We start from the raw sequence: 14,954 nt of genomic DNA on the forward strand, positions 1-14,954 counted from the left end.
AACGACTGCAATTTTATCTCAACAATCGTCGTGAGAGGGGATTCTGCACGCTTCTCCTTTCGCGCTCAGCATTAAGGGATTCGTCATGGCAAAAAATAAAACGCCCGGCCCCTGGTATATTGGGGTGGTGTCAGGAATGGCATCGTATATAGACTCGGCGGCCATTGTTTCTAATGGTACCGCGTTGGTTATTTATCAAAAAACCATTGGCATTACTGCGCTGGAAATTGGCATTTTATCCGGCTTATTAACCCTCTGTATTGCCGCCGGAGCGTTCTGCGGTGGCCGTCTTGGCGACCGTATCGGGCGGCGTAATGTCTTTATTATCACAATGGCGATGATCGTTCTCGGTACGCTGGCGTTAGCCTTTGGACTGAGCTTCCATTTCTTGCTGCTTGGCACCCTGCTGGTGGGGTTGGCGACGGGAGCCGATTTACCGGTTTCGCTGGCGACGATATCGGAAGCCGCCTCTGACGACAATCGCGGCAAGATTATCGGCCTGTCGAATCTGCTCTGGCTGGTGGGTATCGGCGCGACGATGGGGATCTCGGCGGTGGTGGGGGACTGGGGGCAGATTGGCGCGCAAATCATGTATATGCACGTCGGTCTGGTGGCAGCGGTATTGCTGATTCTGCGCTGGTCAATTCCCGAATCGCCGCTGTGGCTTGCCGCACGTGATGAACAGCGGCGGGGCGTGGCGACCGTTCGCGCCCAGAAAAGCGGCTGGCGCGACCTGCTTGATGCTAAATATCTGTGGCCGTTTCTCTCGCTGTGCGTCTTTTACACCTTCACCAATCTGGCGGCTAACACCGGCGGGCAGTTTGGCACCTTTGTTGCCGTCAACGTTGTCGGTATTTCGGTCAGTACAAACTCGCTGTGGGGGCTGCTTATCCTGCCCGTGAGCGTGGCATCGGGTCTGCTGTTTATGCGCATTGTGGATACTGATAAACGCATTCCCTTTTTCATCTTCGGCGCGGTGATGATGTCCGGAGGTTACTTCGTGCCTGTACTGCTTAATTTTTCTCCTCTCTCCTGGTTCTGCTGCTTGCTGTTTACCAATATCGGCACCGGCTTTGCCTTTGAAGGGATTATGAAAGTGTGGGCTCAGGAGTCGTTCCCGACCATGCTGCGCGCCACCGCCCAAGGGGTGATTGTTGGCGTGGCGCGTTTGACCTGTGGCCTGCTGGCCTTCGTGACGCCGGTGCTGCTGAGCGCCGGACCGATAGTTCTCTATTGCCTGCTAACGGCAGTTGTCGTGGCCGGAATGATCATCGGCTGGCTCTGCTTTCACGGCAGGCAGCGCAATGAATTCAATGCAGAAACGGAAATGGTCGCCACGCCCGGGAGCGACGTTTCTTCACGCGACACTATGCAGGTAAAAGCCTGAAAAATTAAGTCATTGAGGAAATCACTATGTTTGCCGTAGAAAAAGTAACGCTCAATTATGAAACCACGCTGGCGGGTTGCGAAACGCTCCCGGTGTTCGGCTGGACTATCAGTAGCGCTCTGCGCAATGTTGTTCAGCGCAGCTGGCGGTTGCAGCTGGCAACGTCGATGCAGTTTGATGAACTGCTGTATGACAGCGGCGACATTCATGACGACCGCTCTAATAACATCATCCTGCCGGATATCGAATGCGCCCCTTCAACCCGCTACTACGTGCGGGTGAAGATTACCGATAATCACGGACAGGCAAGCGACTGGAGCCCAGAAGCTTCATTTATCTCCGGGCTGTCTGCCGCAGCGTGGCAGGGCGATTTTATCTCCGCGGAAACGCCGCAGGAGAAGGACGTCTCAAAAGGGACGCTGCTGCGCCATGATTTTAGTTTGCCGCAGGCCAACGACATTGTCTGTGCGGTGGTTCATGCCAGCGCGCTGGGGCTGTATCAATTGTGGATCAACGGTGAAAAGGTGGGGGGCGATGAGCTCGCGCCGGGCTGGACCAGCTATCACCATCATCTTCTGTACCAGACCTGGGACGTCACTGAGCGTCTGCGCCGTGGGGACAATACCATTGGTGCGATGGTGGGTGCCGGTTGGTATAAAGGCGATATGAGCTTTAACCGCTACCGTAATTACTACGGCGAGCAGACCGGTTTTATTTGTCACCTTGTGGTGACGCTGCGTGACGGGAGCCAGCAGGTGATCGCCAGCGGCGCTGACTGGCAGGCAAGCGACTCGGCGATTCTGTTCTCCGAAATTTACGACGGCGAAATCTACGATGCGCGCCGCGAACAACGCGGTTGGTGTGAACCTGGCTTTGATGCTCGGGGCTGGCGCGCGGTGAGCGTACTTGCCGCGGACCGTGCGGTGCTGCAGCCCCAGACCGCTTGCCCGGTAAGGGAAATAGAGCGGCTCGCGCCGTGGTCACTCTTCACTACGCCGAAGGGGGAAACGGTGCTTGATTTTGGCCAGAACCTCAGCGGTTGGGTCGAATTTAAGGTGCGAGGGGCCGAGGGCGATAACGTATCGCTACGCCATTTTGAGGTATTGGACGCGGAGGGGAACGTCTATCTGGCGAACCTGAGAACGGCAAAACAGCGGATTGACTATACCCTGCGCGGAGGGGAAGAGGAGCGATATCATCCGCACTTTACCTTTCAGGGCTTCCGTTATGTGATGATTGAACGCTGGCCGGGAACGCCGAAACTTGATGATTTTGTGGCGGTGGTTCTGCATTCAGCGATGGCCCCAACCGGCTCCATTGAAACCTCAAATGCAGAGCTTAATCAGCTGCATCACAATATTCTCTGGGGGCTGAAGGGAAACTTTGTCGATATTCCAACGGATTGCCCGCAGCGTGACGAACGCCTTGGCTGGACGGGGGATGCGCAGATTTTCTGTCGTACCGCCAGCTATCTGATGCAGACGGATACCTTCTTTGCTAAGTGGTTGGCGGATCTTGCGCATGATCAGACGGCTGAAGGCGGGGTACCGCACGTGATCCCCGATATCCTGACCGGTAAATGCGATAACGACCGCTTCCTGTCACATGGTCGCACCCATTCGTCCGCTGCGTGGGCCGATGCGGCGGTGATTAATCCGTGGACGCTATATCTAATGTATGGCGATACCCAAACGCTGGCACGCCAGTACGGCAGCATGAAGGCGTGGGTCGAGTTTATGCGGGCGAACGCGGTCGACAATATGTGGTCGTGGAAGCTGCAGTTTGGCGACTGGGTGGCGCTGGATGCCCGCGAAGGCAGCTATTTTGGCGCGACGCCGAACGAACTGACCTGCATGGCCTACTACGCGCTGTCAACGCAGCTGTTGGCAAAGTCGGCGAAAGTGCTCGGTCACGTGGAGGACGCGGAACGCTACGAGGAACTGCATGCGTCGATTGTTGACAGCTTCCACCGCGAGTTCTTTACCCCGAACGGCAGGCTAGCGGCGAGAACGCAAACCGCGCACATTCTGGCGCTCTACTTCCAACTGGTGCCGGAGGCCTACCGTGAACGCACGGTGCAAACCCTGCTGACGCTGTTGGAAGAGCAGGATGGTCACCTGGTGACCGGGTTCGTCGGCACGCCATACTTCTGCCATGCGCTCAGTGAGAACGGTCAGGCCGACGCCGCGTGGAAACTGCTGATGAAAGACGATTTCCCGTCCTGGCTGTATCAGGTGAAAGCCGGGGCGACCACCATCTGGGAGCATTGGGACGGCGTGAAGCCGGACGGTACCATGTGGAGCCCGGACATGAACTCGTTTAACCACTATGCCTATGGTGCCATCGGCGAATGGCTGTACCGGGCGGCGGCGGGAATCAATACGCAAGAAGATGCTCCGGGCTTTAAACGCTCGGTGCTGTACCCGATTCCGGGCGGTAATCTGGCCTGGCTGAAAGCGCGCTATGCCTCGGTATATGGCGATATCAGCGTGCACTGGACGCAGGAAGGGGCGCAGGAAAGTCAGACGATAACCCTCGAGGTTGAGATCCCTGCGAATACCCGCTCGACGCTGGTGCTGGACAGGGCGCATACGCTGCTGGAGGCGGACGGTCTCGACTTTACGCCGGTGGCCGAAGGGTATCGCGCTGAGGTTGGTTCAGGGCGTTATCGGGTTGTGTTCTTGCGCTAATCATGCAGGCCGGATAAGGCGTTGATGCCGTTATCCGGCCTAATTTGTGCAGATTGCCGTATGGCGCCGCGCTCATCCGGCCTACAAAATCCATAAACGCCCGAATTCCTCTACTTTCATTCCGTTATTCCCCGTATTGGCAAACTCGCGCATCGAGATAATACTCGCGACCGTAATTGTGAGAGTGCAGCCGTGGCAGAAGAAAGCGACGACGACAAAACAGAAGACCCCACACCCCAACGACTTGAAAAAGCGCGTGAAGAGGGGCAAATCCCGCGTTCCCGCGAGCTGACATCCGTGCTGATGCTGCTGGTGGGCGTTTGTGTGCTCTGGTTGGGCGGGGAGTCCCTTGCGCGTCGGCTGGCGAACCTGCTTTCCGGCGGGCTGCGTTTTGATCACAGTATCGTGAACGATCCTAATCTGATCCTCGGGCAGATAATCATGCTGCTCAAAGAGGCCATGCTGGCGCTGCTGCCGCTGATTGTCGGCGTGGTGACGGTGGCGTTGGTGGCCCCGATGATGCTCGGTGGCCTGGTGTTCAGTACTAAATCCCTCGCGCTCAAGCTCGACAAACTTAACCCGCTGCCGGGCATTAAACGCATGTTTTCCGCACAAACGGCGGCGGAGCTGACAAAAGCCATTATGAAAGCGGTGCTGATGGGCACCGTTGCGGGCTTCTTTATGTGGCTGCACTGGCCGCAGATGATGCGTCTGGTGAGTGAGTCACCGCTGTCTGCCATGGGCAACGCGCTGAATATGGTTGGCCTTTGCGCGCTGCTAGTCGCGCTTGGCATCATCCCAATGGTCGGTTTCGACGTCTTCTGGCAGATCCACAGCCACCTGAAAAAGTTGCGCATGTCACGTCAGGATATTCGTGACGAATTCAAACAGAGCGAAGGTGACCCGCACGTGAAAGGGCGTATTCGCCAGATGCAGCGTGCCGCAGCGCGTCGCCGCATGATGGCGGATGTCCCAAAAGCAGATGTTATCGTCAATAACCCGACCCACTATTCTGTGGCGTTACAGTACGACGAAAACAAAATGAGTGCGCCGAAAGTGGTTGCCAAAGGCGCGGGGCTGGTGGCGCTGCGCATTCGTGAAATTGGGGAAGAGAACCGCATTCCGATGCTGGAAGCCCCGCCGCTGGCACGTGCGCTGTATCGTCATGCGGATATCGGTCAGCAGATCCCCGGCCAGCTTTATGCGGCGGTGGCGGAAGTGCTGGCCTGGGTCTGGCAGCTTAAACGCTGGCGGCTCGCGGGCGGTCAGCCGCCGAAAAAACCGGATAACTTACCGGTGCCAGAGGCACTGGATTTTTTGAACGAGAAGGACTCTGATGGCTAATCTTGTCGCAATGCTGCGTCTTCCCAGCAACCTGAAATCCACCCAGTGGCAGGTGCTCGCCGGGCCGGTGCTGATTTTGCTCATCCTGTCGATGATGGTGCTGCCGCTGCCGGCCTTCGTCCTCGACCTGCTGTTTACCTTTAACATTGCGCTGTCGATTATGGTGCTGCTGGTGGCGATGTTCACCCAGCGCACCCTGGAGTTTGCTGCGTTCCCGACCATTCTGCTGTTTACCACCTTGCTGCGCCTGGCGCTGAACGTGGCCTCGACTCGTATCATTCTGATGGAAGGGCATACCGGCGCGGCGGCGGCGGGGAAGGTGGTTGAAGCCTTCGGCCACTTCCTGGTCGGCGGTAACTTCGCCATCGGTATCGTGGTGTTTATCATCCTCGTTATCATCAACTTTATGGTTATCACCAAGGGTGCCGGGCGTATCGCGGAAGTTGGCGCGCGCTTCGTGCTGGACGGGATGCCGGGTAAACAGATGGCTATCGATGCCGACTTGAACGCCGGGATCATCGGGGAAGATGAAGCGAAGAAACGACGTTCTGAAGTCACTCAGGAAGCGGACTTCTACGGTTCGATGGACGGTGCGAGTAAGTTCGTTCGCGGTGATGCCATCGCCGGTATTCTGATCATGGTCATCAACGTCATCGGTGGCCTGCTGGTTGGCGTATTGCAGCACGGGCTGGATCTCGGTAAAGCGGCGGAATCGTATACGCTGCTGACCATTGGTGACGGTCTGGTTGCACAGATCCCCGCGCTGGTTATCTCCACCGCGGCGGGTGTTATCGTGACGCGCGTGAGTACCGAGCAGGACGTGGGCGAGCAGATGGTTGGCCAGCTGTTCAGCAACCCGCGCGTCATGCTGTTGAGCGCCGGGGTACTGGGTCTGTTGGGCCTGGTTCCGGGCATGCCGAACCTGGTGTTCTTGCTGTTCACCGCCGCGCTGTTAGGTCTGGCCTGGTGGATCCGCGGTCGTGAAATGAAAGCGCCGGAGCCGCAGCAACAAGCTAAACCTCAGGAAGCCAGTACTCAGGCGGTAGAAGCGACCTGGGGCGATGTACAGCTTGAAGATACCCTCGGTATGGAGGTGGGCTATCGCTTGATTCCGATGGTAGATTTCCAGCAGGACGGCGAGCTGCTGGGGCGTATCCGCAGTATTCGTAAGAAATTCGCCCAGGAGATGGGCTTTTTACCGCCGGTGGTGCATATCCGCGACAACATGGATCTGGCTCCCGCGCGTTACCGCATTTTGCTTAAAGGGGTAGAAATTGGCAGCGGCGAAGCCTATCCGGGACGCTGGTTGGCAATTAACCCCGGCACCGCAGCCGGGACGCTACCGGGTGAAGTCACCACCGACCCCGCCTTCGGACTGGCCGCTATCTGGATTGAAAGCGCGCTGAAAGAGCAGGCGCAAATCCAGGGCTTCACGGTGGTAGAAGCCAGTACCGTGGTGGCTACGCATCTTAACCATTTAATTAGCCAGCACTCTTCAGAACTGTTCGGTCGCCAGGAAGCGCAACAGCTGCTGGATCGCGTGTCGCAGGATATGCCTAAGCTGACGGAAGACCTGGTGCCGGGCGTCGTGACGCTGACCACGCTGCATAAGGTGCTGCAAAATCTGCTTGATGAGAAGGTACCGATTCGCGATATGCGCACCATTCTGGAAACGCTGGCGGAGCATGCGCCGATTCAGACCGATCCGGGCGAGTTAACGTCGGTGGTGCGCGTGGCGCTGGGCCGGGCGATTACCCAACGCTGGTTCCCGGGGAACGACGAAGTGCAGGTAATAGGTCTGGATACGCCGCTGGAGCGTCTGTTGCTGCAGGCGCTGCAGGGCGGTGGTGGTCTGGAGCCGGGTCTGGCGGACCGTCTGCTGGCGCAAACCCAGGAGGCGCTGTCGCGTCAAGAGATGCTCGGTGCGCCGCCGGTGCTGCTGGTGAACCATGCGCTGCGTCCGCTGCTGTCACGATTCCTGCGTCGTAGCCTGCCGCAGCTGGTGGTGCTGTCAAATATGGAGCTTTCCGACAACCGTAATATCCGCATGACGGCAACCATTGGAGGTAAGTAATGCGCAGATTACTGCTATTACTTTGCTTGCCGCTGATGGCGCAGGCGGCGGGTGAGGGAGCCTGGCAGGCGAGCCGTATGGGCATTACGCTTAACCATCGCGGCGTTGCTGCCTCGTCAGCCCCCTTGATCTCGTCGCAGCCTGTTCAGGGGGCAACAACGTTGGTGGCCTGGCGCTATGAGCTTAATGGCCCAACGCCTGCGGGATTGCGCACCCGGCTTTGTTCGCTAACCCGCTGCACTGAACTTGATGCCCAGAGCGGTACTACCATGGCATTCAGCCAGGTATCCGCGGCGGAACCGTTTCGCTTCATCTGGGAAGTTCCCGGTGGAGGGCGGTTAATTCCAGCTTTGAAGGTTCAAAGCATACAAATTATCGTCAACTACCGCTAACTGCCGCACATTTCACCAATCGCCACCGCAATCCGGTGGCGATGTCGCATTTCTGGTCCTTCCTTTTGATCGTAAAGAAACGTTGTTTTATAAATCAGTGACGCATATGCCACGACTCTTTGCATTTTTGCCAATCCCACGCCTGTGCTGGCAGAAATAGGAAGGTATCCCTTTACGCATACTTTTACTGTAGCCGTGTCAGTACTCCTTTGGTGAAGCTCTAGCGCGCCGAAGGAGTTCCAATAATAAAAGGCACAGGATTGACGGCAATGAATAGAACGCGAAAAATAGGACTGGTGAATTACTTCGCCTACGGTTCGGGCGATTTTCTCGGTGCAGGTACCACTGCGCTGACCGCCGCATGGCTCCTCTACTTCTACACCACCTTCTGTGGGTTATCTCCCATTGAAGCCACCTTTATTTTTGCTACCGCCAGGGTTCTGGATGCAGTGGTCAGCCCGCTAATGGGCTTCTTAACCGATAACTTTGGTTCGACCTGGTTCGGTAAACGCTTTGGTCGCCGTAAGTTCTTTATTCTGCTCGGCATTCCTTGCGTGTTCAGCTACTCCTTTATGTGGATAGGGGAGATGAGCTTCTGGTACTACCTGGTGACCTATCTCATCTTTGATGTGGTCTACACCATGATTCTGGTGCCGTATGAAACGCTGGTGCCGGAAATGACCGACGATTTCAAACAGAAGACCAAATTCTCCGGCGCGCGTATCGGTATGGCACAGATGTCAGCGATTCTGGCCTCCTTCCTGCCGGGCATCCTGCTGACTCACTTTGGTAAGGACAACGCGATTTCCTTCTTCTACGCAAGCCTGGTGTTCTCCGTGCTGTGCGCGCTGATGCTGACCTTCGTCTGGTTCTTTACCTGGGAACGCCCGCGTGAAGAGTGGACCGCGGCGGCGCTGCAGGCTGAAGCTGAGAAAAAGCACTTGACCTTCGGGCAGAGCATGAGCCGTCTGTTCATCGAACTCTCCTCGACGCTGCGCATTAAGATTTTCCGCCAGCATCTGGGTATGTATCTTGGCGGCTATATCGCTCAGGACGTGTTTAACGCCGTCTTTACCTACTACGTGGTGTTTGTGCTGATGCAGGAAGCTTCAGTGGCCTCTAACCTGCTGGGCACCATGGCTATCTTCCAGTTCATCGCGGTTATTGCCATGATCCCGCTGTGCATTCGCTTTGGACCGGCGCCGTCTTACCGCATGGTGGTGGTTCTGTTTGGCCTGGGTTCCTTCTCTTACGCTGCGCTTTACTATGCCGGACTGAGCGATATCTATTCGCTGCTGCTGCTGATTTCCGCCATTGCGGGTCTGGGCCGTGGTGGCATCAACTACGTGCCGTGGAACACCTACACCTATATTGCCGATGTGGATGAAGTGGTCACCGGCCAGCGCCGTGAAGGTATCTTCGCGGGCATCATGACCCTCACGCGCAAGGCTTCTCAGGCGGGTGCGGTGATGCTGGTGGGGATCATCATGCAGCTTTCTGGCTTTGTTTCTGGGCAGAAAACACAGCCTGCTGAGGTGAGCCATACCATTCTGATGATCCTCAGCATGGGTACCATCATCGTGCTGACGCTGGGCTTCCTGGTTTCTCTGCGCTTTAAACTGAATCTGACCACTCACGGCGTGCTGCGCGAAGAAACGGCAAAAATGCGTGAAGCAGGCCATGTAGTACCAGAGAGCGTCGCGCCGCAGGCTCGTGCCACCGTAGAGATGCTGGCCGGTATGCCGTATGAGTGCCTGTGGGGCAACAACAATATTGGTTATCTGAATCGCAATAAACCTGCTGCACCTTCACTGAAGCAGGCGGCAACATTGAATTCGACTTACAACAGAGGTTAGAAATATGAAAGTTTGGCCCGTCAAACATAGCCCATTATTACGTCAACCGGAGCGTTTTATCTCCCGGGAAGAGCTGAAAGCCTTGATTCAGACGGTGACGAACAATCTGGTGAATATCAAGGATGAGACAGGTCAATTTCTGCTGCGCCTGGACGATGGTCGCGTCATCGATACCAAAGGCTGGGCAGGCTGGGAATGGACGCACGGAGTGGGGCTGTATGGCATCTATCAGTACTATCAGCAGACCGGCGATGTCGCCATGCGCGACATCATCGATAGCTGGTTTGCCGACCGCTTTGCCGAAGGCGCGACCACTAAAAACGTCAACACCATGGCGCCGTTCCTGACGCTCGCCTATCGCTATGAAGAAACGCGTAATCCGGCGTATCTGCCATGGCTGGAAACCTGGGCTGAGTGGGCAATGAACGAGATGCCGCGCACCGATCACGGCGGCATGCAGCATATTACGCTCGCGGAAGAAAACCATCAGCAGATGTGGGATGACACCCTGATGATGACCGTTCTGCCGCTGGCAAAAATTGGCAAGCTGCTGAATCGTCCGGACTACGTTGAAGAAGCGGTATATCAGTTCCTGCTGCACGTGCAGAACCTGATGGATAGAGAAACCGGGCTGTGGTTCCACGGCTGGAACTACGAAGGGAACCATAACTTTGCCAACGCCCGCTGGGCGCGCGGTAATAGCTGGCTGACCATCGTGATTCCAGACTTCCTTGAGCTGGTGGATCTGCCGGAGAACAACGCGGTGCGTCGTTATCTGGTGCAGGTGCTGAATGCGCAGATTGCCGCGCTGACGAAATGTCAGGACGACAGCGGCCTGTGGCATACGCTGCTGGATGACCCGAATTCTTACCTGGAAGCCTCGGCGACCGCCGGTTTTGCCTACGGTATTTTGAAAGCGGTACGTAAACGCTATGTTGGTCAGGAATATGCCGTCGTCGCGGAGAAAGCCATTAAGGGCATCGTGAAGCACGTTTCGCCGGAAGGGGAACTACTGCAAACGTCCTTCGGCACCGGGATGGGCTCAAACCTCGATTTCTATCGTGAAATCCCGTTGACCTCTATGCCGTACGGCCAGGCAATGGCGATTTTGTGCCTGACGGAATATCTGCGTAAGTTCTTCTAACCTTTAGCGCTTTGAAAACCCGGCTATGCAGATGGCCGGGTTTTTTATTGCCCTTTCAATCAAACAAAGTTGTTATTTTTTACTTTTGGTTATAAAAAAATTTTAACCAGATCCCATTCCTTGCGTATGGCTAATAGCCGTAATGACATTGGTGATATAGCTCACATTTCATCATTCATCATAAGAATATAAAAACAGTGTTTCAAAATTATAAAACACGAGGTTTATTTTTATGGCAAGAAATGCGGCTTCAGCCCCCCACGGGCTGCAGGGAAGACCTGTCAATCTGCGCCATCAACTGGCATACGGAGGCGGAAACCTCCTGGGGAGCGGCGCGCTGGCGATCAGCGGCGCGTGGCTTCTGTACTTCTATACCACATTTTGTGGTCTGACGCTGATTGAGGCAGCGTTCATTTTCTCCGTAGCCAGCGTCATTGACGCCATCAGTAACCCGCTGATGGGGTATCTCACCGATAATTTTGGTAAAACCGCGCTGGGCAAACGCTTTGGCCGCCGCCGTTTCTTCCTGCTTATCGGCATCCCATTAATGATGTTCTACCCGCTGCTGTGGGTGGAAGGGCTGAGCTTCTGGTACTACCTCGCCACCTACGTGATGTTTGAGATTATCTACACCTCGGTGATGGTGCCATACGAAACGCTGGCCACCGAAATGACCGATGATTTCGCCCTGCGATCGAAGCTGACCGGCTATAAAGCCATTTTCGGCAAGCTGGCCAACTTCCTCGCCGCATTTATTCCAGGGCAGTTTATCCTCATCTACGGTAAAGACTCCGCTACGCCGTTCTTCCTGACCGGCCTGACCTACGGCGCAATCCTCATCGCGGCGGTAGCCTGCCTGTGGTACAACAGCTGGGAGCGTCCGCGTGAAGAAGAACCGGAAGCTCAGGTCAAATCGACCCTGCTGCATACGCTTGTGTCGCTGGCGAAAGACATGCGCTCTACCTTCTACCTGCGCGTGTTCCGTAAGCACCTCGGCATGTATCTGTGCGGTTTTGGCGCCGAGTGGCTGTTCGCGTCTATCTTTACCTACTTTGTTATTTTCGTACTGCAGCACGACCCGGCGATGGTGGCAGGGCTGAACAGCCTGAACTCTATCCTGCAGCTGATCTCCACCGCACTGTTTATCGGCCTGTGCGTGAAAAAAGGCTTCAGCAAGCCGTATATTATTGCGCTCTGCATCGTGATTTTCGCCGTCTTCCTCTATACCTCACTGTGGTTCTTCCATCTGCCGGTGCATCTGGCGACCATTCTGATGTTTGGGATAACGATTCTTTTCGGTCTGGGTACCGGCGGCGTGTACTACATTCCGTGGACGGTTTACACCTTCCTGGCCGACGTGGATGAAGTTTATACCGGCCGTCGCCGCGAGGGGATTTACGCCGGGGCGATGACTTTCTCCGGCAAGATTCTGCGCTCGATTATTGTGTTTGTAATGGGGGCTATTCTGAGCTACTACGGCTTCCAGTCGAAAGCACACGTCCAGCCCGAAAGCGCGGTGAACGCGATTGCGGTGGTATTCTGTGGCGGCGTGGCGCTGCTGGCGCTGATGGCGATAGTCTTCAGTAAACAGATGAAGCTGGACCGCGAAACTCACAAAGTGGTGCTTCAGGAAGTCGCGCGTATTAAGGCGGGCGGCAGACTGGAAGATATCACGCCGGAAGTGCGCGCGGTGATAGAAGACCTGGTCGGCCATCGCTATGAAGAGTGTTGGGGTAACAGCCCGCTGTTCAAAAACGATGAATCACCGGTTGTCGTCGAAGCAGTATCCGCCGGGCGCTAATTCATGCACCCGACGTTCACGTCAACTTATCCCTGGGACGGCGGCAGCGGTGGGCCGTCCTGAGGGACAAATAAATGGTCGAGGATTTGGCGCATAACCGGAGCCGCGACCACACCATCACTTCCCCCGTTTTCCAGCACCAGCGCAACGGCCACCTTCGGATTTTTATACGGCGCAAAGGCGGTATAGAAGATATGGTCGCGCAGGCGCGTTGGGATCATCTTCGCGTTATAGGTCTGGTTCTCTTTCAAACTGAACACCTGTGAAGTCCCGCTTTTTGCGGCAATACCGTAAGGCGCAGTATGGAAGAACTTGTAGCCGGTACCGTTTGGCGCGTTGGCCATGCCGAACATCGCCTGACGTAACAGATTCCAGTACGGCGAGGCGGCGCTGGCAATCTGCGGTTCATTGGCTGGCTGCTGATACGGAATAATCGTCTTGCCGGACTCTTCATCTTTCAGCAAGTGCGGCGGGATCACGCGGCCATTGTTGAGCAGGGCTACCATTGCTTTCACCATCTGAATCGGGGTGGCAATCCAGTAGCCCTGACCGATGCCGACAGAAATCGTGTCGCCCTGGTACCAGGCTTTCTTATGCACTTTCTCTTTCCAGCTGCGGCTCGGCAGTAGGCCGGTGTACTCTTCATCCAGATCGATCCCGGTCGGCTTGCCGTAGCCAAACTGGCTGAGCATATTATGGATGCGGTCAATCCCCATCATGTATGCCACCTGATAGAAGAAGGTGTCGGCGGACTCTTCAATCGCTTTGGTGACGTCCAGCATGCCGTGGCCGGATTTTTTCCAGTCGCGGTAGTGGCGCTGAGTACCGGGCAGCGTCCAGGTTGGCGCGCCGAAGAAGCTGGTTTGCGGGGTGATCACGCCGTCGAGCAGCGCCGACATCGCCATATACGGCTTCACCGTCGAAGCCGGCGGGTAGAGGCCTTGGGTGACGCGGTTAATCAGCGGCAGGTCTTTGTCCTGTAGCAGCGAGTTGTAATCTTTGTAGCTTATGCCTTTCACAAACGGGTTTGGGTCATAGCTGGGATTGGAGACCATCGCCAGCACTGAGCCATCGTGCGGGTCTTCGACCAGCACCGCTGCGCGTTGGCCGACCAGCAGGCTTTCGATGTACTCCTGCAGGTGTAGGTCCAGCGTCAGGTGGATATCTTTACCGGCGACCGGCGGCACGTCCTTCAACAGACGAACGATGCGTCCATGGTTATCGACTTCCACTTCCTGGTAGCCGGTTTTGCCGTGCAGCTCGTTTTCGTAGTAACGCTCGATACCCTGCTTGCCGATGTTATGGTCAGCAGCATAGTTTTCCGCAATGCCTTCTTTATCCAGCGTTTTGAGATCGGTATCGTTGATTTTCGACACATAGCCCAGCACGTGCGCCAGTTCAGCGCCGTACAGGTACTGGCGGTCTTCATAACTGTCTATCGTCACGCCGCTGAAGCGAAACTGGTTAACGGAAAAACGGGCAATTTCAACGTCGGAGAGGGCGTTTTTTAAGACCACCGGGCGATAGCGGCTGCTGGATTTGAGCGCTTTATGGAACTGGTCAATGTCGTCAGGGGTCAGGTCAACGATGGGTGACAGTTCACGCAGCAGCGCGTCCATATCGTCGATTTTGTAGGGGGTGACGGAGATATCGTACCAGGTGACGTTCTTTACCAGCGGAATACCGTTGCGGTCGTAGATAATGCCGCGCGTCGGCGCAACCGGCAGCATCTTGATGTCGTTAGCATCGGAACGCGTGGTGTAGTAGCTATGTTCTTCAACCTGCAGATGGTAGAGATTGAAAATCAGTATGCCAAAGCAGACGACCACCAGGCCAAAGGCCACGAGCGCGCGGCGCAGGAAGAGCTTTCGCTCCGCTTCATAGTCTCTAAAAGTCATTACGGTACCCAGTGTTTAAGCCGCCTAATGATACGGAGCGGTCACCGTCATGACAGATAAAAAATGTACCATCCCTCTGGAAAAATGTGTCAATCCTTGTGATTTGTAACAAATTGCAGTGGGCGTAGGCCGGATAAGGCGTTTACGCCGCCATCCGGCAAGGTGCGCTGGCCGCCTGATGACGCTTCGCTTATCAGGCCTACACGGGGTGCATTCGGGAGAATAAAAAAAGCCCGCGACATGCGCGGGCTTTTTTATTGTCACCCCTAAACCACCTCCTAGGGAGGTGGTGATTGATCCTGTAAGGCTATAGCCTGAAGAATGCCCATGCCGGAATATCTCTGCTTACTCACCACAAGTAAAAGGAG

General features: G+C 55.8%; 9 protein-coding genes. 8 read left to right on the forward strand and 1 reads right to left on the reverse strand.

The genetic code is table 11. The features are described from left to right. Nucleotides 1-136: 136 nt before the first annotated feature. The 8 genes from RDN66_RS09850 (at nt 137) to RDN66_RS09885 (ending at nt 12,688) form a co-directional block, all read left to right on the forward strand. A complete protein-coding gene (locus RDN66_RS09850) occupies nt 137-1,387 on the forward strand; it encodes an MFS transporter (RefSeq protein WP_308537815.1) in 1,251 nt (416 codons plus the stop codon). Between the two features lie 26 nt (nt 1,388-1,413). Next, nucleotides 1,414-4,077 (forward strand): family 78 glycoside hydrolase catalytic domain, encoded by a 2,664-nt coding sequence (locus tag RDN66_RS09855; RefSeq protein WP_308537817.1) that lies wholly within the window; start codon nt 1,414-1,416, stop codon nt 4,075-4,077. Nucleotides 4,078-4,269: 192 nt separating this feature from the next. Beyond that, entirely contained in the window at nt 4,270-5,421 is a 1,152-nt protein-coding gene (flhB, locus tag RDN66_RS09860; RefSeq protein ID WP_035895251.1) for a flagellar biosynthesis protein FlhB, read from the forward strand. Next, nucleotides 5,414-7,495: a flagellar biosynthesis protein FlhA gene (gene flhA / locus RDN66_RS09865; RefSeq protein ID WP_202217728.1), complete on the forward strand. Its 2,082-nt coding sequence runs from the start codon at nt 5,414-5,416 to the stop codon at nt 7,493-7,495. Before flhB ends, flhA begins: the two co-directional genes overlap by 8 nt. Continuing rightward, entirely contained in the window at nt 7,495-7,887 is a 393-nt protein-coding gene (locus RDN66_RS09870; protein WP_202217729.1) for a flagellar protein FlhE, read from the forward strand. The genes flhA and RDN66_RS09870 overlap by 1 nt, the downstream gene beginning before the upstream one ends. Before the next feature lie 269 nt (nt 7,888-8,156). Next, entirely contained in the window at nt 8,157-9,743 is a 1,587-nt protein-coding gene (locus RDN66_RS09875; RefSeq protein ID WP_202217730.1) for an MFS transporter, read from the forward strand. A gap of 4 nt (nt 9,744-9,747) precedes the next feature. Continuing rightward, complete coding sequence (locus RDN66_RS09880) at nt 9,748-10,887, forward strand: glycoside hydrolase family 105 protein (protein ID WP_202217731.1); 1,140 nt, start codon at nt 9,748-9,750, stop codon at nt 10,885-10,887. A gap of 232 nt (nt 10,888-11,119) precedes the next feature. Continuing rightward, entirely contained in the window at nt 11,120-12,688 is a 1,569-nt protein-coding gene (locus RDN66_RS09885) for an MFS transporter (RefSeq protein ID WP_202217732.1), read from the forward strand. Between the two features lie 26 nt (nt 12,689-12,714). Here RDN66_RS09885 and mrdA read toward each other — a convergent pair whose 3' ends face one another. Further along, entirely contained in the window at nt 12,715-14,586 is a 1,872-nt protein-coding gene (gene mrdA, locus RDN66_RS09890) for a penicillin-binding protein 2 (protein ID WP_308537818.1), read from the reverse strand. Between the last annotated feature and the right edge of the window lie 368 nt (nt 14,587-14,954).

The organism is uncultured Kluyvera sp. (genome assembly GCF_902485085.1).
Classification (GTDB): domain Bacteria; phylum Pseudomonadota; class Gammaproteobacteria; order Enterobacterales; family Enterobacteriaceae; genus Kluyvera; species Kluyvera ascorbata.

Coding starts and splice junctions, on each gene's coding strand:
- RDN66_RS09855 (WP_308537817.1), top strand. CDS start 1,414: ATGTTTGCCGTAGAAAAAGTAACGCTCAATTATGAAACCACGCTGGCG.
- RDN66_RS09885 (WP_202217732.1), top strand. CDS start 11,120: ATGGCAAGAAATGCGGCTTCAGCCCCCCACGGGCTGCAGGGAAGACCT.
- RDN66_RS09850 (WP_308537815.1), top strand. CDS start 137: ATGGCATCGTATATAGACTCGGCGGCCATTGTTTCTAATGGTACCGCG.
- mrdA (WP_308537818.1), bottom strand. CDS start 14,586: ATGACTTTTAGAGACTATGAAGCGGAGCGAAAGCTCTTCCTGCGCCGC.
- RDN66_RS09880 (WP_202217731.1), top strand. CDS start 9,748: ATGAAAGTTTGGCCCGTCAAACATAGCCCATTATTACGTCAACCGGAG.
- RDN66_RS09870 (WP_202217729.1), top strand. CDS start 7,495: ATGCGCAGATTACTGCTATTACTTTGCTTGCCGCTGATGGCGCAGGCG.
- RDN66_RS09875 (WP_202217730.1), top strand. CDS start 8,157: ATGAATAGAACGCGAAAAATAGGACTGGTGAATTACTTCGCCTACGGT.
- flhA (WP_202217728.1), top strand. CDS start 5,414: ATGGCTAATCTTGTCGCAATGCTGCGTCTTCCCAGCAACCTGAAATCC.